The 19,130-nt window shown below is 56.6% G+C and carries 13 protein-coding genes; 5 read left to right on the top strand and 8 right to left on the bottom strand.

Annotation, left to right across the window (positions count from 1 at the left end; translation table 11 throughout):
• Nucleotides 1-141: 141 nt before the first annotated feature.
• Genes ACA075_RS14145 through ACA075_RS14135 form a run of 3 tightly spaced genes read right to left on the bottom strand, consistent with a single transcriptional unit; the run spans nucleotide 142 to nucleotide 3,437 of the window.
• Complete coding sequence (locus ACA075_RS14145) at nucleotides 142-1,107, bottom strand: HlyD family secretion protein (RefSeq protein ID WP_497299009.1); 966 nt, start codon at nucleotides 1,105-1,107, stop codon at nucleotides 142-144.
• A 4-nt stretch (nucleotides 1,108-1,111) separates the two neighbouring features.
• Complete coding sequence (locus ACA075_RS14140) at nucleotides 1,112-1,312, bottom strand: DUF1656 domain-containing protein (RefSeq protein ID WP_497299008.1); 201 nt, start codon at nucleotides 1,310-1,312, stop codon at nucleotides 1,112-1,114.
• Nucleotides 1,302-3,437 carry an FUSC family protein gene (locus ACA075_RS14135; RefSeq protein ID WP_497299007.1) on the bottom strand — a complete coding sequence of 712 codons (2,136 nt, stop codon included), beginning with the start codon at nucleotides 3,435-3,437 and terminating at the stop codon, nucleotides 1,302-1,304. Before ACA075_RS14135 ends, ACA075_RS14140 begins: the two co-directional genes overlap by 11 nt.
• A 181-nt stretch (nucleotides 3,438-3,618) precedes the next feature.
• Between ACA075_RS14135 and ACA075_RS14130 the strand changes: the two genes are divergently transcribed.
• The 3 genes from ACA075_RS14130 (at nucleotide 3,619) to ACA075_RS14120 (ending at nucleotide 7,972) form a co-directional block, all read left to right on the top strand.
• Nucleotides 3,619-4,674 (top strand): tetratricopeptide repeat protein, encoded by a 1,056-nt coding sequence (locus ACA075_RS14130; protein ID WP_497299006.1) that lies wholly within the window; start codon nucleotides 3,619-3,621, stop codon nucleotides 4,672-4,674.
• Between the two features lie 128 nt (nucleotides 4,675-4,802).
• Nucleotides 4,803-6,305, top strand: a complete 1,503-nt coding sequence (locus ACA075_RS14125) for an ATPase domain-containing protein (RefSeq protein WP_497299005.1) — start codon at nucleotides 4,803-4,805, stop codon at nucleotides 6,303-6,305.
• A gap of 14 nt (nucleotides 6,306-6,319) precedes the next feature.
• Nucleotides 6,320-7,972, top strand: coding sequence for an ATP-binding protein (locus ACA075_RS14120; RefSeq protein WP_497299258.1), 1,653 nt, complete (start codon nucleotides 6,320-6,322; stop codon nucleotides 7,970-7,972).
• 29 nt (nucleotides 7,973-8,001) lie between these two features.
• On the opposite strand, the gene ACA075_RS14115 is transcribed toward ACA075_RS14120, so the two are convergent.
• From ACA075_RS14115 to ACA075_RS14095, 5 genes are all read right to left on the bottom strand, one after another.
• Complete coding sequence (locus ACA075_RS14115; RefSeq protein WP_059405185.1) at nucleotides 8,002-8,379, bottom strand: response regulator; 378 nt, start codon at nucleotides 8,377-8,379, stop codon at nucleotides 8,002-8,004.
• Nucleotides 8,380-8,456: 77 nt separating this feature from the next.
• A complete protein-coding gene (locus ACA075_RS14110) occupies nucleotides 8,457-9,638 on the bottom strand; it encodes a hybrid sensor histidine kinase/response regulator (protein ID WP_497299004.1) in 1,182 nt (393 codons plus the stop codon).
• A complete protein-coding gene (locus ACA075_RS14105; protein WP_497299003.1) occupies nucleotides 9,632-10,225 on the bottom strand; it encodes a chemotaxis protein CheB in 594 nt (197 codons plus the stop codon). Before ACA075_RS14105 ends, ACA075_RS14110 begins: the two co-directional genes overlap by 7 nt.
• Nucleotides 10,222-11,055, bottom strand: coding sequence for a CheR family methyltransferase (locus ACA075_RS14100; protein ID WP_497299002.1), 834 nt, complete (start codon nucleotides 11,053-11,055; stop codon nucleotides 10,222-10,224). Before ACA075_RS14100 ends, ACA075_RS14105 begins: the two co-directional genes overlap by 4 nt.
• Nucleotides 11,055-14,546, bottom strand: a complete 3,492-nt coding sequence (locus ACA075_RS14095; protein ID WP_497299001.1) for a response regulator — start codon at nucleotides 14,544-14,546, stop codon at nucleotides 11,055-11,057. Before ACA075_RS14095 ends, ACA075_RS14100 begins: the two co-directional genes overlap by 1 nt.
• Before the next feature lie 258 nt (nucleotides 14,547-14,804).
• On the opposite strand from ACA075_RS14095, the gene ACA075_RS14090 reads away from it, so the two are divergent.
• Both ACA075_RS14090 and ACA075_RS14085 read left to right on the top strand, forming a co-directional pair.
• The gene (locus ACA075_RS14090; RefSeq protein WP_497299000.1) at nucleotides 14,805-15,164 is read left to right on the top strand and encodes a response regulator; all 360 of its coding nucleotides are present in this window, start codon (nucleotides 14,805-14,807) and stop codon (nucleotides 15,162-15,164) included.
• A 193-nt stretch (nucleotides 15,165-15,357) separates the two neighbouring features.
• Nucleotides 15,358-19,110, top strand: a complete 3,753-nt coding sequence (locus tag ACA075_RS14085) for a hypothetical protein (RefSeq protein ID WP_497298999.1) — start codon at nucleotides 15,358-15,360, stop codon at nucleotides 19,108-19,110.
• Nucleotides 19,111-19,130 lie beyond the last annotated feature (20 nt).

The raw sequence follows: 19,130 nt of genomic DNA, 5'->3' as shown, positions 1-19,130 counted from the left end.
GCGGGGCTTTTTTTTGCTTGTTCCGAATGCAACGCGAATCCCTGTGGGAGCGGGCTTGCCCGCGATTGCGGTGGGTCAGCCGCCATCAATGTTGAATGTTCGACCGTCATCGCGGGCAAGCCCGCTCCCACAGGGTTAGGGTTAGGGTTGACCTTGAGATTTGTGGTTTTCCAGGATGGTTACGGTAGCGGTAGTCCCTGCACGCAGGCGGTTCTTGGCAACATAGTCGGCATCAATCTGAATCCGCACCGGCACCCGTTGCGCCAGTTTGACCCAGGTGTAACTGGGGTTGATGTTGGCCAGCAGACGGTTGCCAGGCAGGTTCTCCCGATCGGCAATGGCAAAGGCAATGCTTTGCACGGTGCCGCCGAAGGTTTCGCCACTCATCAACTCAATCCTGACCCGATCGCCCTCCCCGATTCGCGGCAACTTGGTTTCTTCGAAGTAGCCACTGACGTAAAACGAATCGCTGTCGACCAATGCCAGCAGTGCGCCCCCCGCCGTGGCGTAGTCGCCCTGTCGGGTCAGCAGGTTGGTCACGTAACCACTGACGGGGGCTTCGACCCGGGTGCGCTGCAAGTCGAGTTCAGCTTGGGTCAAAGCAGCGATGGCGAGTTGCACATTGGCCTGAGCTAAACCGAGATTGGCCTGATTACGCAGCAACTCGGCCTGTGCCACCGCCACGTCCGTGCTGGATTTTTCCCACTCCTCGCCAGAGATAGCGGCGCGTTCCTTAAGGGTGCGGCGTCGGCGCTCTTCGCTTTGACGTTGTCTGAGCAACGCACCACTGGCGACAATCGTCGCTTCGGACTGTCCGAGGGAGGCTTTCGCTACTTCTACCGAGCGCTTGGCATGGTCTACCGCCAGGCTGTAGCGCGCGGGGTCGATCTCCAGCAGCAACTGGCCCTTGTCAACATGCTGGTTGTCCTGAACGCCGAGGCTGACGATGCGCCCCGACACGTCGGCGGACAACGTCACCACATCGGCGCGCACTCGCGCGTCGCGGGTCCAGGGCGCGCGGGTGTAATGTTCCCAGGCGAACCAGCCAAGCACAAAGGCCAGCAACACCACTGCAACAGTCGCGAGTCGGGCAAGGATCTTCTTCAAGGCATCAGGCTCCTATCACCAGGATCAGCGTTGCACACACACAGGCGTACAACGCGCCCTCGAACAAGGCTTCATGCCAGACGAAACGCAGCACTCCCAGGCGTCTCAAAATCCAGTCCAGCAGCAGAAAAATCGGCAAGGCCAGCAGCAAGGCCTGGGCGATTGGCGGCAGGTAGACGCCACCTATTTCCAGATCAATGGGCAAGGGCCGGCACTCCTTCCGGTTCTTTGGCTTGAAAGTATTGGCGATGTCGCTCGAGAAACGACACCACGATCAACAGTGCCACGCGCATCCGGAATACCGACCACAGGTGTTCATGAACCACTAACTGCAAGGCATCCATCTCATCGCCCAGGGCATGCAAGTGTCCGAGCAGCCGGTCAACGTCGACACCCGGTCGCCTGGCGACAAACCTGCCGGTCTCCCGGACCGAGGCCTGCAACCGGTTTTGTTGCTCGGTACTGAGCAAGGTGTTGCTCTGCCCCTGTTGCCTGAGCTGGTTCAACGCAACGCCCAGTGCCATGCACCCCAGGCTGACTTCGAACAGCTCGCTGGATTGCTTGTCATTGGTGGCCGGCAACAAGCCCAACATCATGGTCAGGCGGTCGACCATGCGGCTTTCAAACGCAAACTGCTGTTCATCGGTGGCCGGCGTCTTCAGCAAGGCGTAGACCTGCTCACCGTTCTCATTGAACAGTCGGCGTATCCGCAAAACCGGCCTGAACGGGAAGATCAACGCATAGACACTGAGCGCCAGCGCGGCGGCGCAGGTATACGCACCGGCAAACTCGAACCACAGAATGGCGGTATTTTGGCCAACGCCTACATTCTGCGGGCCCAGCAACAGCATGGTCGTCAGGCCAAGACCAATGCCTGTCCCGGTGGTTGGCGGACTGGACAGCCCCACCGCGACGGCATACAGCAACGGAGCCAACAACAAGGCGAGCAGCTCGAAGTCACTGATCATCGGTACCAGCATGAACAGATACAACGCCGACACCACCAAGGCCAGCCCCAGTCCCCTGGCAAAGCTCTGGGCGGCCAGCAACGGACGGGGAAACGTCGCCATCAGCGAACAGAGAATCCCCACCACGATCATCCCGCCACGGGCCCCGTCCCAAGCGGTCTCGATCCAGATCAGGCCGGCCACCAGCAATGCGACAAAGGCCCGGATCGCGTTCATCGCCGCCAAGGTGAAGTCCAGATGCAATGGATTCTCCTGGCCGCGGAACACGCAACTGGCCTCGCGGCCATCCTGGATCGCGTCGCTCAGCTCCAGAATCTGCCCCAGCTGCTCCAACATCCGCGCCTGCTCCCAGCGCAGCGCCCATGCCAGTGAACGCAGGGTGGCAGGCATCGTCTCGGTGAGTTGTTCGGCCTTATAGGCCTGGTCATCGAAACGCTGTTGCAACGCCGCGAAATGCTGCCGCGCATCGGCCGACAACGTGCGTCCCTTCACGGCCAACTCATCGAGAAAGGCCAGTTCTTCGGCGCGTAGAAGCTGAATCTCTTCGGGTAACTCGCCTTTCCAGCGCTCGGTCAGCAGTTCGCGCTGGTGGCGCAGCGCCGTCAGCCGTGAGGTCAGCAGCACCAGTTGATTGCCGAGCAACTGCACCATTCCATTGGCACTGCGTAACCGTGGGGCATCGAAATACAGATGCCGGCGCAAGCCTTCAAGGGCGCTGATCTCACCCAACAATTGCATCTGCCTGCGATGGAAATCACCTTCGCTCTCTTCGGTTCGAATGACCGCCGCTGCGTGGGTCGCGAGCAACTTGATGACATGATCAATCTTGGCGAAGTAGCTCCGGGCCACGGTCTCCGGGCGCGCGGTCAGCAGACTGACAACGCAGACACAGGCCACCGCCAGCAGCGTCTCGGTAACACGGGTGACGGCCAGCAGGAACGTGCCGTCCTGGTCAGGCACCGCCAGCAACGCGACAACGACCGCGGTGTAACCGCTGAGGACAAAGGCCTGGGAGCTGGTGTAGCGCAATAAGGTGCCGCCGGCGGTACACAGCGCCAGCCACAAGGCCAGCGTAATAATGAAAGGCATCGGCGCCTGGGGAAAGATTGCCATGATCAACACCGCGACTGCCGCGCCAAGGGTGGTGCCGATGACCTGGCCAAAACTACGGGCCAGGGCCATGCCACCCAATGGCTGGCTGACGATGACCACCGCCATGATCGACCACTTGGGCTGGTCAAGGTCAAACAGAAAGGCCAGGTACAGTGTCAGCAGCCCGGCCGCGATGGTTCTCAAGGCGAACAGCAGCACCCCTTGTCCGGGGTTGAGCATTGCCTTGAAGTACTGGAGCAGCGGTTGCATGGGAACACTCTTCGAGTCATCTCCAGCAAGCGTAGTCACTGGTTCATGGCTTCGACGGGTTTCAATGTCGACGCGACTTGTAGGCAAAATCGCCAGCATCGTGTTGAGTCAGGGTTTGACTCACACGCCCAGCTGACCGAAGCTGACAACTTTGCAAAAGCTGCCAGCCCCGGATTCCTGCATGCCCCAGTCCCGCCGCTACTTGCTCATCAGCCTCTGTGTGCTGTTCGCCATCGTTCTTGCCTGGTTTTTTCTGCGCAGTACGACCCCTGTGGTGCCGCAAGCCATCAAGCGCGGTTACAGCGAAGCGTTGACCCAGGCGCGCGCCGGGCAACCGGGGGCCGCACGGGTGCTCTACCAGCAACTGGGTCGCCCTGACCTGTCGCCCAAGCGCCGTGTCTGGCTGCATGCCGAACTTCCGAATTACCCGAGCCCGCAAGCCCTGAAACTGGCGGATGCAGACCTGCAAAACCCTTCGGCCGACGTGCGCATTGCAGCCATCAAAAGCATTGGCGGCCTGGTGCCCAATGGGCAGCGCAGTCTGCTGATCGGCCCCTTACTCGATGACAGCGAACAAAGCGTCCGGTCTGCCGCGATCAACGCGCTGCTGGGTTTGTCGCCGGATAACCTGGGCTTGTATTTCGGGCCTTTGCAGCAAGCCATCGATGCTTGGGAACGGGACCTGAAAAGCCTGCCGGAAAGCGCCGAAACCCAATACCAACTGGCCCGTCTGTACTTGCACAATGCCGAACTGAAAGAAGCGCAACAGGCCCTGGAACGCACACTGCAACTGGACCCAGCCAATCTGCCGGCGCTGGTGATGCAGATCGAAGTGCTGGATAAGCAAGGCCAGAGCGACGCAGCCCGGCAATTGCTGGCGAAACAGTTGAAGGCTCAACCCGACTCGGCCTACCTGCAACATGCCTTGGGGCTTTGGTTGCTGCATCACGGGCAAAGTGAGTTTGCCCTGCTTGGGCTGTCCAAAGCGGTCGAGATCGAGCCGAACAACAAGGATTACCGCTACGACCTGGCGACCACATTGCACGGTGAGCAAGAGCTGGAAGCGGCGCAAAAACAGTTGCAGGAAATCGTTCAGCGCCATCCGGCGGATCGCAAGGCGCGGGTGCTGCTGATCAATTACTGGAAAGAAAGCGGACAGTTGCAGAACGTGCAGATCCTTCTCGCGCAACTCGAACAGCTCAACCCCGATGATCCGGCGTTGCAGCAAGGCTTGTAACGTCCACCCTCTGGCAGTCCAGCAAAAAGGTTGAACCGTCACCACGGCAAAAGGTCAAGTGATCAGGCAGTCCATTCAGGCACTTCAGGCCTGCTGCCTCGCTTCCCCTAGTCATGAGAGGGTTATTTTTGTCTACATCTAACGAGTTGTTCAGTGCAAAAGCCGCCACCGGCATCGAAGGTCTGGATGACATCCTGGCCGGTGGATTGTCCCGCGGCCATGTGTTTTTGCTGGAGGGTGAACCCGGAACCGGCAAAACCACCGTCGCTTTGCATTTTCTGTTGGCTGGCGCCCGCGCTGGCGAGCGCTCGTTGTACATCACGCTTTCAGAAACCGAGCGCGAACTGCGCCAAGGGGCTTTGTCCCACGGTTGGGAGCTGGATGAAAACATTCATATCTTCGAACTGACCCCGCCAGAAAGCCTGCTCAATGCCGAGCATCAGCAAAGCCTCCTGTATTCCTCGGACCTTGAGCTGGGCGAAGCGACCAAGCAGATTTTCGAAGTAGTCGAACGGGTCAAGCCGACCCGGGTGGTCCTCGACAGCCTTTCCGAAATCCGCCTGCTGGCCCAGAGTTCCCTGCGTTATCGCCGGCAAATTCTGGCGATCAAGCACTACTTCGTGCGCTACGACGCGACCGTGCTGTTGCTCGATGACCTGACCACCGAATCCCTCGATAAAACCGTGCACAGTGTGGCGCACGGGGTGGTTCGCCTGGAAGAACTGACGCCTAACTATGGCGCCGAACGTCGGCGGATCCGGATCGTTAAGTACCGCGGTCAAAAGTACCGTGGCGGGTTTCATGACTTCACGATTATGGGCGACGGCGTTCACGTGTTCCCTCGCCTGGTCGCCGCTGAACACCGCGGCGGTTACATCCGCCAGCAGTTGACCAGCGGCATCAAGGAAATGGACGCCCTGCTCGGCGGCGGCATCGAGACCGGCTCCAGCACGCTGATTCTCGGCCCGGCCGGCACTGGCAAGTCGCTGATCTCTATGATCTTCGCCGCGGCAGCCGTCGCCCGTGGCGAGAAAGCCGCGCTGTTTATCTTCGATGAAGAACTGGGACTGCTGTTCGAGCGCATGAAAAACATGGGCATCGACCTGCAGGCGCTGCAAGACACCGGCAACCTGCTGATCGAGCAAGTCGACGCTGCCGAACTGTCTCCCGGCGAGTTCTCGCACCGGGTTCGTCGTTGCGTCGATGAGCGCAACATCAAAACCGTGGTGATCGACAGCATCAATGGCTATCAGGCCGCAATGCCTGAGGAAAGCGCGCTGGTGCTGCACATGCACGAGTTGCTGCTGTACCTCAATCGCCGAGGCGCCGCGACGTTCATGACCGTGGCCCAACATGGGCTGGTCGGGGACATGCAGGCCCCGGTCGACATTACCTATCTGGCTGACACGGTGATTCTGTTGCGCTACTTCGAAGCGATAGGCAAGGTTCGCCGGGCCATTTCAATTATCAAGAAACGCACCGGCAGCCACGAATCGACCATCCGCGAATATCGAATCGGTAGCCGAGGCATGACGATTGGCGAGCCACTGGATGCATTCCAGGGTGTGTTGCGCGGCGTGCCGACCTATCTGGGTGCCAGCCAGCCACTCCTCGAGGAGGATGACCGGTGAGTGTTGCCGAGGCGATGTCCGAGCGCGCAATTATTCTCGCGCCGCTGGGACGTGACAGCCAGATTGCGCTGATGATGCTTAACGAGGCGGGATTCGAAGGCCTTGTGACCCGGGATCTGGTCACGCTGTGCAGCGAGCTGGCACAAGGCGCCGGCCTGCTGTTGATTTCTTCGGAAGCCTTGCTGGGTTGCGATCTAGAACCGCTGCTGGGCTTGATCGAGGAACAGCCGGCCTGGTCAGACCTGCCAATCGTACTGCTGACCCACCACGGCGGCCCGGAACAGAACCCTGCGTCACGTCTCGGCCCGCAATTGGGCAACGTGACCTTCCTCGAGCGCCCGTTTCATCCGGTGACATTGATCAGCCTGGTCACTACCGCGTTGCGTGGGCGACGACGGCAGTATGAAGCCAGGGACCGGTTGATCGACCTGAGCCAAAGCGAACTGCGTCTGCAAAATACGCTGGAAACCCTCGAGCAACAGGTCGAGGAACGTACCGCTCAACTGCGACACAACGAAGAAGCCCTCAGACAGTCGCAGAAAATGGAGGCTGTCGGCCAACTCACCGGCGGCATCGCCCACGACTTCAACAACATGTTGACCGGCATCATCGGCAGCCTCGAGTTGCTACGTCGACGCCTGGCCCGGGGTCGCACCGATGACCTGGACGGCCTGATCGATCTGGGGGTGACCTCGGCCAATCGCGCGGCAGGTCTGACCCATCGTCTGCTGGCGTTTTCCCGACGCCAGTCGCTGGATTCCAAACCCGTGGAAATGAACACCCTCGTGGTGTCCATGGGCGAACTCTTGCAGCGCAGCATCAACGAAAGCATTCAACTGGACATGCAATTGAGCGAGGACTTGTGGGTGGCCGAGGCCGACCCCAACCAGCTCGAAAGCGCCCTCCTCAATCTGGTGCTGAACGCCCGCGACGCCATGCCCGAAGGCGGCAAACTGGTGGTCAACACCTCGAATCAACGCTTGGACAAAGGTTTCACGCAGGTTCACAGCAACCTGCAACCGGGAGATTACGTCGTGCTGCGCGTGACCGACACTGGCTGCGGCATGCCCGAAGGCACCATAAGCAGGGCCTTTGATCCGTTCTTCACGACCAAACCGATCGGGCAAGGTACGGGTTTGGGCTTGTCGATGATTTACGGTTTCAGCAAGCAATCCCACGGCCACGTGACCATCGAGAGCGAAGTGGGCAACGGTACGACGGTGAGCCTGTATCTTCCGCGCTACAACGGTGCGCTAGTTGAGGACACGCTGGAAGATATCGCACACGCGCCTCATGCCCAGGACGGTGAAACCGTGCTGATCGTCGAGGATGATCCGGCGGTACGGGTGCTGGTCAGTGCGGTATTGAGCGAGTTGGGCTACGCCTTCGTCGAAGCAGGCGATGCCGACAGCGCGGTGCCGATTCTCGATTCCGGCCAGCGTATCGATTTGTTGATCAGCGATGTGGGATTGCCAGGGATGAATGGACGGCAACTGGCGGAAATCGGTCGGCAGTACCGGCCTGATCTGAAAGTATTGTTCATCACCGGTTATGCCGAACACGCGGCGGTGCGCGGTGGATTCCTTGACCCTGGCATGCAGATGATCACCAAGCCGTTCACCTTCGACCTGTTGACGGCCAAGGTGCGGGAGATGATCCGAATCTGAAAGCCCCCATGACGGGGGCTTCGGGCTGTTTACGACAGCATTTCCTGCATCAGCTCTTGCAACACATCCAGATCGAACGGCTTGCCGAGGATCGGCGCCTTGCGCGTGATCGGGCTGTCGGTCTCGCGGATTTCCTGCGGATAACCGCTGATAAAAATCACTTTGAGTTCCGGTCGCAGCTTCACGGCAGGCTCGGCGATCTGCACGCCGGAGATCCCGCCGGGCAGGCGAAAGTCAGTGATCATCATGTCCAGGTGCGGCTTGCTCGCCAGTATTTCGAAGGCCTGCTCGCCGTTTTCGGCCTGCAGCACCCGGTAACCCTCACCCGACAAGTAAGCGGACAATACCATCAGAATCGAGGGGTCATCCTCGACAATGAGTACTACATCTTGTGCATCTTCACTCATGGGAAGCCTTTGTTCGGTCAGTAGCTGCTGATACGACCATGGGGTCGATCAGAGGTTGCGTTTATCCGGCTGTTTTCCTACAGCGGCAGGCAAACGCGAAATAAGGCGCCCTCGTTGATCTTGCTCTCGACGGCGATGGAGCCACCATGGGCGGCGACGATCTGCTCGGAAATAAACAGCCCCAGTCCCAGCCCCGCGACCACGGTCTTGGCTGACACCCGTTCGAACTGCTGAAAAATACGCCTCTGGTTTTCTTCACTGATACCGATCCCGCGGTCCTGCACTTCGACCTGTGCCTGACCCTCGTGACTGTAGACCCTCACATCGATCCGGCTCTTGCCACCATAACGCAAGGCGTTGGTCAGCAGATTTGAAATCACTTGCTCGATACGAAATTCGTCCCAGTTGCCGACCACTGGCTGTTCGGCGGTAAACGTCACGGAGCACTCGGCGGCGTCGACCTGCGGCGCGAAGTTTTGCAACAGGTTGCTGACCAATTGCACGAGGTCGAATTTCGTCGTCCGGATCGACAGCTTGCCGGTGCGGATGCGTGACACATCCAGCATGTCTTCAATCAGACGAATCAGGCTTTTGATCTGCCGCTCGTCACGGTCGACCATGGCGTGCATCTTGTCGAGGGTGAACGCCGAGGCGTTATCCCGGGCCAGGTGCATCTTGCGCAACTGGGTTTCGAGGATCAGGCCATTGAGCGGCGTACGGACTTCGTGGGCGACGATCGACATAAAGTCATCACGCATGCGCACCGCTTGCTCCAGTTCATTCTGGGTGGTCTGCAACTGCTTGAGCAGCGCTTCCTGTTCGCGGCGAGCCTGTTCCAGTTCTTCAACCTGTTGCTTCATCGCCTTGCTTTGGCGGTACAGGTCGACGAAAACGTTGACCTTGCTTTTGACGGCGTGAATATCCAGCGGCTTGTGCAGGAAGTCCACCGCCCCGCTTTCGTAGCCCTTGAACGCGTAGTTCAGCTCGCGGCCCGCGGCACTGACAAACACGATCGGGATGTTCTTGGTTTTCTCCGTGCCGCGCATTAACTCGGCCAGTTCAAAGCCGTTCATACCCGGCATCTGCACGTCGAGAATGGCCATGGCGAATTCGTGTTGCAGCAGCAACGACAAGGCTTCGTCTGCGGACAAGGCTTTGTAGACTATGCGGTCTTCACGCTTGATCAGTGCCTCGAGCGCCAGCAGGTTCTCCGGCAGATCGTCGACAATCAGCAATTTGGCTTGAATGTTACTTAGCATGCTCTTCGTTCCAGCTCGACAAGCAGACGGCTGATGCCGCGTATAGGGAGAATGTGGTCTGGCTGATGAGTATCCAGCGCCGCCAAGGGCATGGTCGCGACCTGGGCTTCGTCCGGGTCCTGCACAATGGTCAGGCCACCAGAATATTTGACTTGGGCCAGCCCTCGGGCGCCGTCGCGATTCGCGCCGGTTAGCAGCACGGCTGCCAGGCGTGAGCCATAGACATCGGCAGCCGACTCGAACAGAAAATCAATGGAGGGCCGCGAGTAATGCACGCGATCCTCCAGGCTCAGGGAAAAACTGCGGTCCTGCTCCACCGACAAGTGATAACCCGGCGTGGCGAAATACAAGGTTCCTGCTTCCACATGGATTTTGTCGCCGGCTTCCCTGACAGGCATCGAAACCCGGCGGGCAAAGACCTCGGCCAGTTGGCTGCGACGCTCGTCGGGCAGATGCAGGACTACGATGATCGGCAGGACGAAACCTTTACGCAACGGACTGAGAATGTTGAGCAATGCCTCCACTCCACCGGCCGAAGCGCCGATCACGATAGCTTCTATCGAAGGCAAATCCGCTTCACTGTTCATGATTTACGGTAAATCCGTTCTTGTTTGACCAAGGGCGCAAACTGATTGCCGAAGGCGGAAAAATCCGGGGTTTCCTTACTGCCCAGCACCAGGAATCCACGATGACAAAGGGATTCATGGAACAAACCGAACGCACGATCCTGTAGCTTTTTATTGAAATAAATCAAAACATTACGACACGAAATCAATTGGGTTTCTGAAAAGACGCTGTCCGTCGCCAGGCTGTGATCGGCGAACGTCACGTTCTCACACAACGTCTTGTCGAAAATCGCGTAGCCATACGCCGCCGTGTAGTAGTCGGCGAACGAACGCTGGCCACCGGCCTGCTGGTAGTTATGAGTGTAGGCGCGGACATTCTCCATGGAGAAAATCCCCTGCTTGGCCTTCTCCAGCGAGCGCGGATTGATATCGGTGGCGTAAATGATCGTGCGATCGAGCAAGCCTTCTTCGCGCAGCAGAATCGCCATCGAATAAACTTCTTCGCCCGTGCTGCAACCGGCGATCCATATCTTGATCGACGGATAGGTCTTGAGCAGTGGCACCACTTCCTTGCGGATTGCCAGGAAGTGCGAAGGATCGCGAAACATTTCGCTGACCGGAATCGTCAGCAATTGCAGCAATTGCATGAACGCGGTCGGATCGTGCAGCACCTTTTCTTGCAGGGCCGAAATGGTATTGCACTCGAATTGCGCCAACGCATGATTGACCCTGCGCTTGATCGAAGCGCCGGAATAATCGCGAAAGTCGTAGCTGTACTTGAGGTAGATCGCCTCGATCAACAACCGCAATTCGATCTCGCTGTTTCGCGCCACTGTTTCAATGCGTTCCACTAAATGCGTTCCATCTTCGGTAACCACACGCGAATCAGCGAAAACAGGCGATCCAGGTCGATGGGCTTGGCCAGGTAATCGTTCGAGCCGGCTTGCAGGCAGCGCTCCTGATCGTCTTTCATGGCCTTGGCCGTCACCGCAATGATCGGCAGCTTGCGCCAGCGCGGGTCCTTGCGGATCTCGATGGTGGCTTCGAAACCATCCATCTCCGGCATCATCACGTCCATCAACACCAGATCGATGTCCTCGACTTCATTCAGTTTTTCAATCGCCTCACGACCGTTCCGGCCGATGACCACGACTGCACCCTTTTGCTCCAAAGCGCTGGTCAGGGCGAAGATGTTACGTACATCGTCGTCCACCAGCAGCACTTTGCGGCCCTCGAAGACTTTGTCGCGGCTACGCGCGGTCTTGAGCATCCGTTGGCGTTCATGGGACAACCTGGATTCGACTTTGTGCAGAAAGAGTGTGACCTCATCCAGCAAACGCTCGGGTGAGCGAGCGCCTTTGATGATGATCGAGCGCGAGTACTTGCGCAGTTCAGCCTCTTCGTCCCGGGTCAGGTTGCGTCCGGTGTAAACGATGACCGGCGGGAACGAGCAGATATCTTCGGTGGACATGCGCTTGAGCAGGTCGTTGCCGAGCATGTCCGGCAGCTTCAGGTCGATGATCATGCAATCGAAAATGGTCGTGCGCAGCAGGTCTAGCGCTTCCTGGGCGAAGCCGACGGCGGTGATCTCGATGTCTTCGTCGCCGATCAGGCGAGCAATGCTGTCGCGTTGCAAATCATCGTCTTCGACCAGCAGCACCCGCTTGACCTTCTGGGTCAGCTTGGCTTCGAGGCGGGCAAACACGTCCTTGAGTTCTTCGCGAGTGGTCGGCTTGACCGCATAACCGATCGCGCCCATGTGCATGGCCGCCTCGACCCGGTCTTCCACTGAAATCACATGAACCGGAATATGGCGGGTTTCGGCATGTTCTTTCAGACGCTGCAATACGGTCAGCCCGGAATGGTCCGGCAGGCGCATGTCCAGCAGAATCGCGTCGGGAATGAACTCTTTGGCCAGATCGTAGCCTTCATCGGCCCCGTGGGCGACTAGGCACTGGTAACCCAGTTCGTGGGCCAGATCGTAGAGAATGCTTGCAAAGTTCGGCTCATCTTCCACCACCAGGATGCAACGGGTGGTGAATGGCGCCTTGTTGCGGTCATCGTCGAAACGCGGAATGTCGACTTCGGCGATCAGCGGCACCAACGGGGGCGTTGCCACTCTCGGTTTTGCGGCGACCGGGGTAGCCTGCATCGGCGCGACCGGCGCATCATCCGGTTCTACGTATTGCTGCGGCAGCACCAGGGTGAACACACTGCCCTGCCCCGGCTCGCTGGTGACACTGATCGAACCGCCCAGCAACGCCGCCAGATCGCGGGAAATCGACAAGCCCAAGCCCGTGCCGCCATAACGGCGATTGGTGGTGCCGTCGGCCTGGCGGAAGGCTTCGAAAATGCTTTCCTGCTGGTCGGCGGCGATGCCGATCCCGGAATCGCGGACGATAAAGGCGATGCCGTCGTTTGGCTGGGACGCCACCGTGAGGCTGACGGTGCCTTTTTCGGTGAATTTCACTGCGTTCGACAGCAGGTTCTTGATGACTTGCTCCAGACGCTGGCGGTCGGTGAACAGCATCATTGGCGAACCGGGCTGCAAGTCGACCTCGAATTTCAACTTCTTGTCAGCGGCCATCGGCTCGAACATCCCACGCAGTCCATCCACCAGACGCACAACGCTGGTGTTCTCGGGGTGCATTTCCAACTTGCCGGCCTCGACCTTGGAAATATCGAGAATGTCATTGATCAGATTGAGCAAGTCATTCCCAGCGGAATAGATCGACTCGGCGAACTTCACCTGCTCGGCGCTGAGGTTTTCCTTTGGGTTTTCTGCCAGCAACTTGGCCAGGATCAGCGAACTGTTCAACGGCGTGCGCAGTTCGTGGGACATGTTGGCGAGGAATTCGGACTTGTACTTGCTCGAGCGCTGCAACTCTTCGGCGCGCTCTTCAAGCTGGGCCTGGGCCTGATTGAGCTCGGTGTTTTTCAAGTCCATCGCATCACGCTGATCGGCCAGGATCTGCGCCTGATCGGCGAGTTGTTCGTTGGTCTGCTCCAACTCGACTTGCTGGGTTTCCAGGTGCGCCTGGGATTCCTTGAGAATCCGCGACTGCTCTTCGAGCTCTTCGTTGGCGGTCTTGAGTTCTTCTTGCTGAACTTGCAGCTCCTCGTTGAGCTGCTGGGTTTCGGCCAGCACTTCTTGCAAACGCTGACGATAACGAGCGGCCTCGATCGACGTACCGATGTTGCCGGCGATCAACTCAAGCAACTCAATGTCGCGGTCTTCCAAGGGGCGCAGGAAGCCCAGTTCGATTACACCGTTGACCCGATCATCGTCGCTGGTGGGCACCACGAGCACGCTTTGCGGCAGGCCTTCGCCCAAGCCGGAGCTGACTTTGAAGTAGTCGCTTGGAACATTATCGAGACGGATCAGGCGAGCCTGTTGCGCCACCTGGCCGACAATCCCCTCATCGCTGTAAATCTGCTGGTCGCGCTCTTCTTGCTCGCGGGAGAAACCGTAAGACGCGACACGCTTGAGGCCGCCGTGCTCTTCACGTACATAAATAGCGGCGACGGCGGAGTCCAGGTATTGCGCGCAGAACTGGAGGATGTTGCGCCCCAACAGGTTGAGGGACAGTTGCCCCAATACCTGCTCTGCCAGTTCGGTCTGGCCGTTGCGCAGCCACGCTTGCTGTTCCAGACGCCAGGCGCTGGCCTGTTGCGCGGCGAGGTTGGCACTGTAACTTTGGGACAGGTTGAGCAAATCGCGACGGCCGATGTAGGCCAGCAAACCGCTGATGCCGAGGATGAACAACAGGTAAAGAGTGATGCTCCAGATCGTGGTGCGGCGCACGTCCTCGTTGCGCGTGGTGCGCAACTGCTGCTCCATGTCGATCACTTCTTCGAATTGCTTGCGGATCTCATCGGTCAGCCGTTTGCCGCGCCCAGCCCTGACGGCACTGCGGTAATCGCCGCTGGCGCGCTGCAGATCGATCATTGATTGCGCGTAGCTGGCCCACTCCAACTGCAAGGCCTGGAGCCGGTGCAGACGGTCGGTTTGAACCGGGTTGTCGGCGGTGAGTTCGAGCAAGGTATTGAGCGCGACCGCGATTCTCGGCTTGGCCGTCTCGTAAGGGTCGAGGAAATGCTCATCGCCGCTGAGCAAAAAGCCACGCATCCCGGTTTCCAGATCAACGGTCAGCTTCACCGCTTCATTGGCGTTATTGATCACCCGGTCGGTGTGTTCGACCCACTGGATCACCGACAGCAGGTAAGTGATCAGCGAGACAAAGAACACTGCACTGAGCACACCGACGCCCAACGGCAGGCTGATGTTGCGGCTCAGGAGTTTACGGAATCGTTGCTCATCAACCGAAGACGCAGGGGTCATGGGAAGGCCTTGTCGAACTGTTCAAAACCAAGGAGTTTGCCCCAAAACTGGCACATTGATCCAATTTTCTGAGGTGTCTGCGGGCAAATCCCCGCATTTAGCTGCTCTTGTTCAAAGGAGCGGTTATCCTGCCGCCTGTTGTACAGCTATTCTTTTTTGCACAACGCCGGGAACTTGTCGGGATCTGCCACTTACTCATGCTAGAGCCCGGCGATTTCGATCGACCTGCGACCCTGAATTTAACTTGAGAGCCCTCTTATGTCCTCCGACCCGTCCATCATCCTGGTAGTAGAAGACGATGCCATCGTGCGCATGCTGATCGTCGATGTACTGGAGGAACTGGAGTTCAAGGTCCTTGAGGCCGATGGCAGCGAAAAGGCGCTGGAATTTCTCAACGATGAAGATCAACACATCGATTTGATGATGACCGATGTGGGGTTGCCGGTGATGGACGGCCGAGAACTGGCGACACAGGCGCGGATGCTGCGCCCTGAACTGCCCATTCTGTTTGCCAGCGGTTATGCCGAGAGCATCGAGGTGCCTGCAGGCATGCAGGTGATTGGCAAGCCGTTTTCCATTGATCAGTTGCGGGACAAGGTTAAAGGCATGCTCGCATAAATAAACAAAGACACGTCTTAAAAGGCACCGAACTCTAAAGAGAGCGGTGCTTGTTGCTTTAATACCAGCCAAGCAAAACCCATAACTTTCTGCAAGCAAGTAACACGTACTCACACAAGCTGAATTGCTTAATCACCTTAACTAAAAGAGGATTGCCAAACCTAATAGTAACGACTTATAAATGGATTTATTAATGAAAGACTCTGACATTGCAGTCACTTCCGATGCGCGTTTCTCTAAACCGTATCGCCTCTTCAATGCCCCTGACAAAAATATTAAAAGTGACGAAATAGAGCGACAACAAATTCTCACACTGCTGAAAAAAAATATCACTAAAACGGACGACGATCACCCCGTGCATTGGGATGGTATCTTTATCTCGGTGGAGAAGAACTCATCTTTCGAGCAGGCGCATCAACCCGGTGCTGTCCTGTTGCAGCGAATGATGGACAAGCCAGCCTTTAAACGCATTCTCGAACAACATGGCGTTAAAGCAGGCTCTTCGTTCGTTGTATTCCCCGAAGGGGAGATCTTCGTATTACCTCCTGACCAGGCAGGCCGCGTCACCGCCGCGATAAATCTTGATCCTGATCTCAGTGATGATTTGGCAGTGCTCACTGAAATCGCGTCAGCGATTGGGGGCGTTGTTTCCGTTAGCGAAACTGTCGGTGTCAAACAGTGGATGGCGTTTCACGAATTCGAGCTACCTAAAGATGTAAAAGACATAAAAAACCTGATCAAACATCTGCAGTTTAAATACAACCCCAGTCCTTCTCTCGGTAATTACTGGGGAATGATTTCACCCGGCGACGATCAGTCCGCCGTATTATCGCCTGCTGAACGAAGCAAGATCATCGCTTTGACGGGGCAATTTACCGGGCGCAAACAAAAACTCCTGACGGTTCTATGGCAGATCGTATTGGGGCCCAACTGGCACACAGCCAATCGTGTGACTCTAATGAACTACCGTCAACTTTTGCACGAGTTTGGCACTCCCCCCTTCTTGCAGTTCTGGGCTAAAGCGTATATCGATGAACTGGGCTGGTACGGTTCCAATTCGGGAGAAGAAATCTCTGACCTGTACGCGGAACAGGTCCTGATAACCGCCATCATTCTGGATATTTACCCCGCAGCAGGTGAAGATGAACCTCGCAATCATGTGGCCGGTTACAATCTTTACGCACCCGAGAATGTTGAGAAGTCAGCTTCAGCAATAATCGTCGAACTTGAGAAGCATCTTGAAGAAAGCCACAAAGTCCCGGCATACGTCGCGACCTTGTCTGCTTACTTGCTATTGGCAGGCAGGGCTCCAGAGCTCCTGGTCAAAGAACAACCCGATTCGCTGCTACTGGGCACATCTGAATGGATCACATTCTGTCGGGGCGTCGCCTTGGCAGAGGCGAACGCAATTGGGTCTGCGCTCTCCATGACTTATTCGGAGGTCATGCAACTCGAGGAGATTGAGCCGGTCAACAAGAACCTGGAAATTCTGCATAGCGTGTTAGCGGTTGATCCCATCATTGATTGGGCCTTGTTGAACAATATTTTTACGCTTGAGCGTGTCAACAGTAACTATCAGGCCGCCGTTGACGCTGCCATCGCGTCCTATCAAAAGTTCGAAGATCTATACACGCAGAACGCAAAATCCTTGGCCACCCCGCTACCCTCCCGAAAAGCGATATCGTTGGAAATACTCCAGCATATTGTTCCGGACTGCGATTTTCTGGAGGAAAAAATACTCTACGAAAAACAACGGGGATTCCATGAGTTTAACAATTTCGTGCCATTGGCCATGTCTATGGTCGAACTTAACATGTCCAATCATCTTGGGACACGTGACTGGGACTTGAAAAAAGGAACCAGCATTTATCAGCGCTTTCCTCGCCTGTTGCCTAACCTGGTTTCTGCGGAGGGGGTCTTCAAGCAGCGCTTTGACCAAGCCTATGCGCCATTGGAAAAAGCGATGGCCACAACACTAAACCTCGTTTTGTCGGCATTAGCGCCCATTGACCGCACTCGTCTTCTGTGCGGTGAGGTTACTCTCTTTACCCTTCGCCCATCGGTTGCCTTCATCCAGCCCCCAGAAGTGTTTCCTCAGGAAAAACAGAAAGACAAGGATGCCGCGACGGGGCGCTACGGCGTAGTGATGTGTGCGAAGTATGAAGGCCGACTGTACTGTTATGAGTTGTTCACGTTACAGGGCCTATGTCGAGAAAACCCTGAACTGGCAGCGCTTATACACAAGGAAAGTCTGCTACAGCAACCCGCACGGATCGATTTTACCGGTCATATTAATAGCTTGAGCAACGCTGCCAACATACATTTTTTCCCGACCGATATTGAAAGCTATACCCATGGCGTTCCTCACGGCGCTGTACTGTCCAGTCATGGGGCAATGGATAAACTGGGCACATTCCCTGTCTCCGGAAGAAACTCGAGCGAAATTCAGCAAGGCCATTACAAGAGTTTTTATAGCGGACAATTTAACTCGCTGGTGAACTTCATCTTGAAGCTTCGACCTGTCTGGACTTACGAAGAGCTACTGGAAGACTCGCGGGGCCGAACAAAACTGGAAATAAAACTCGCCAAAGAAGAGGAATACTTCGACACCTTTATCAATATCATCGTGCCGTTCAAGGCCTGCTACGAGGACTTTACGTCCGATGATCCGGACCGTAATAAAGGAAGCGCGCTGTCCTGCACGATTGAACTCGCAATTAACGTTTTGTTGGTGGTGGGTGTAGTCGCAAAGGCCGTTAGCATCGCCGGCAAGGCCGTCTCCACCGCCTCAAAATCGAGAGCGCTGGCCAAGGTCGGTCTTGGCTTCCTCAATTCGGCGTTCAACCCACTGGATGGAACACCTGAATTGCTTTTGGGTGCCGGAAAATATCTGAAGAAAGGTGTATTGAGTATTGGCAGGGTCGGACTTCACTCTTTGGAAAATGCTACCCATCAACTACGAAAACTGACCGGTAGTGCTCAATCCTACGACCTTATAAAGGCTGCGCAACGAACGGATTTCGGGCAAGGTATCTGGCGCCAGACAGATGTTGTTGCGGACGCATTCTTACTTTCAGCGGTGCGCAGGAATGACGATTGGTATGCACTCAACCGGCTTGGCGAGCCTTGGGGAAGAAAGTTGAAGAACTTCAAGCCGACCGCAAACTTCCACCTTCCAGGGCTTCATAAATTAATGCCCGAAAGCTACGCTAAAAGCATCATCAAGGAAGGTCTGCCTCTGGCGCGTAAGAAAGTTGACACTGCGATCAGTGTTATGTCTGACACCCGTTTAGAAGATGACGCAAACCTGGTGCTCAAGCTGCTTTTAGGAGACGCCTCGCCGCAAACCCGCCATCAATACCTCACCTACTTGAATGAGGTCAACGCAGATTTTACGAAGATCAGTCCCAGTAACGTCATTTTTGACGGTTCCAAAAATGCCGACGCGCTCGCAGCGTTAAACCCGACTTTATACAACGAATGGAAAGCTGCAAATACTACTGAGGCAACGCACAAGAAATTTATCATCATCAACACTCACAATTTCAACGATAACTACCGCAAGGAGTTTTTCAATCCGGGCACCACGGCAGACGCTTTAGTTCACGAGATGTTTCACGGTGCGCCTAATACAAAAGACTTCAACTATGCACTGGACCCGGATATGTTTCAAAAAGGTTACCAACAACTTGACGTAGGTCCTTTGCTGAACCTCGCTTCCGGTCATGCACCTGCGATTCCGGGAAAATATCCGCCTGTCTACCTTAAAAGCACCACAGCCCTAAAAAATGCAGACTCGTTCGCCATTACGACCTCGTTGCTGAGCCAGTTGGCAACCAACCGACCGGTCTACCTGGAAAATATAAAAACCATGCAATCGGCGCTTGAGCGAAGCCGCAACAGCTACATCGGCGCTGATGTATTGGTGAAACTCAATACGGTGTAACAACACGACCGCCGCCGCCG

This window comes from Pseudomonas sp. LBUM1663, from assembly GCF_059695905.1.
Note: the sequence above shows the minus strand (reverse complement) of the source record. Positions and strands in the feature narration are given on the sequence as shown.

What these genes read in the sequence shown, in the direction of transcription:
- ACA075_RS14105 (WP_497299003.1), bottom strand. Translation starts at nt 10,225, where the DNA reads ATGAACAGTGAAGCGGATTTGCCTTCGATAGAAGCTATCGTGATCGGC.
- ACA075_RS14095 (WP_497299001.1), bottom strand. Translation starts at nt 14,546, where the DNA reads ATGACCCCTGCGTCTTCGGTTGATGAGCAACGATTCCGTAAACTCCTG.
- ACA075_RS14115 (WP_059405185.1), bottom strand. Translation starts at nt 8,379, where the DNA reads ATGAGTGAAGATGCACAAGATGTAGTACTCATTGTCGAGGATGACCCC.
- ACA075_RS14090 (WP_497299000.1), top strand. Translation starts at nt 14,805, where the DNA reads ATGTCCTCCGACCCGTCCATCATCCTGGTAGTAGAAGACGATGCCATC.
- ACA075_RS14085 (WP_497298999.1), top strand. Translation starts at nt 15,358, where the DNA reads ATGAAAGACTCTGACATTGCAGTCACTTCCGATGCGCGTTTCTCTAAA.
- ACA075_RS14130 (WP_497299006.1), top strand. Translation starts at nt 3,619, where the DNA reads ATGCCCCAGTCCCGCCGCTACTTGCTCATCAGCCTCTGTGTGCTGTTC.
- ACA075_RS14110 (WP_497299004.1), bottom strand. Translation starts at nt 9,638, where the DNA reads ATGCTAAGTAACATTCAAGCCAAATTGCTGATTGTCGACGATCTGCCG.
- ACA075_RS14120 (WP_497299258.1), top strand. Translation starts at nt 6,320, where the DNA reads ATGTCCGAGCGCGCAATTATTCTCGCGCCGCTGGGACGTGACAGCCAG.
- ACA075_RS14135 (WP_497299007.1), bottom strand. Translation starts at nt 3,437, where the DNA reads ATGCAACCGCTGCTCCAGTACTTCAAGGCAATGCTCAACCCCGGACAA.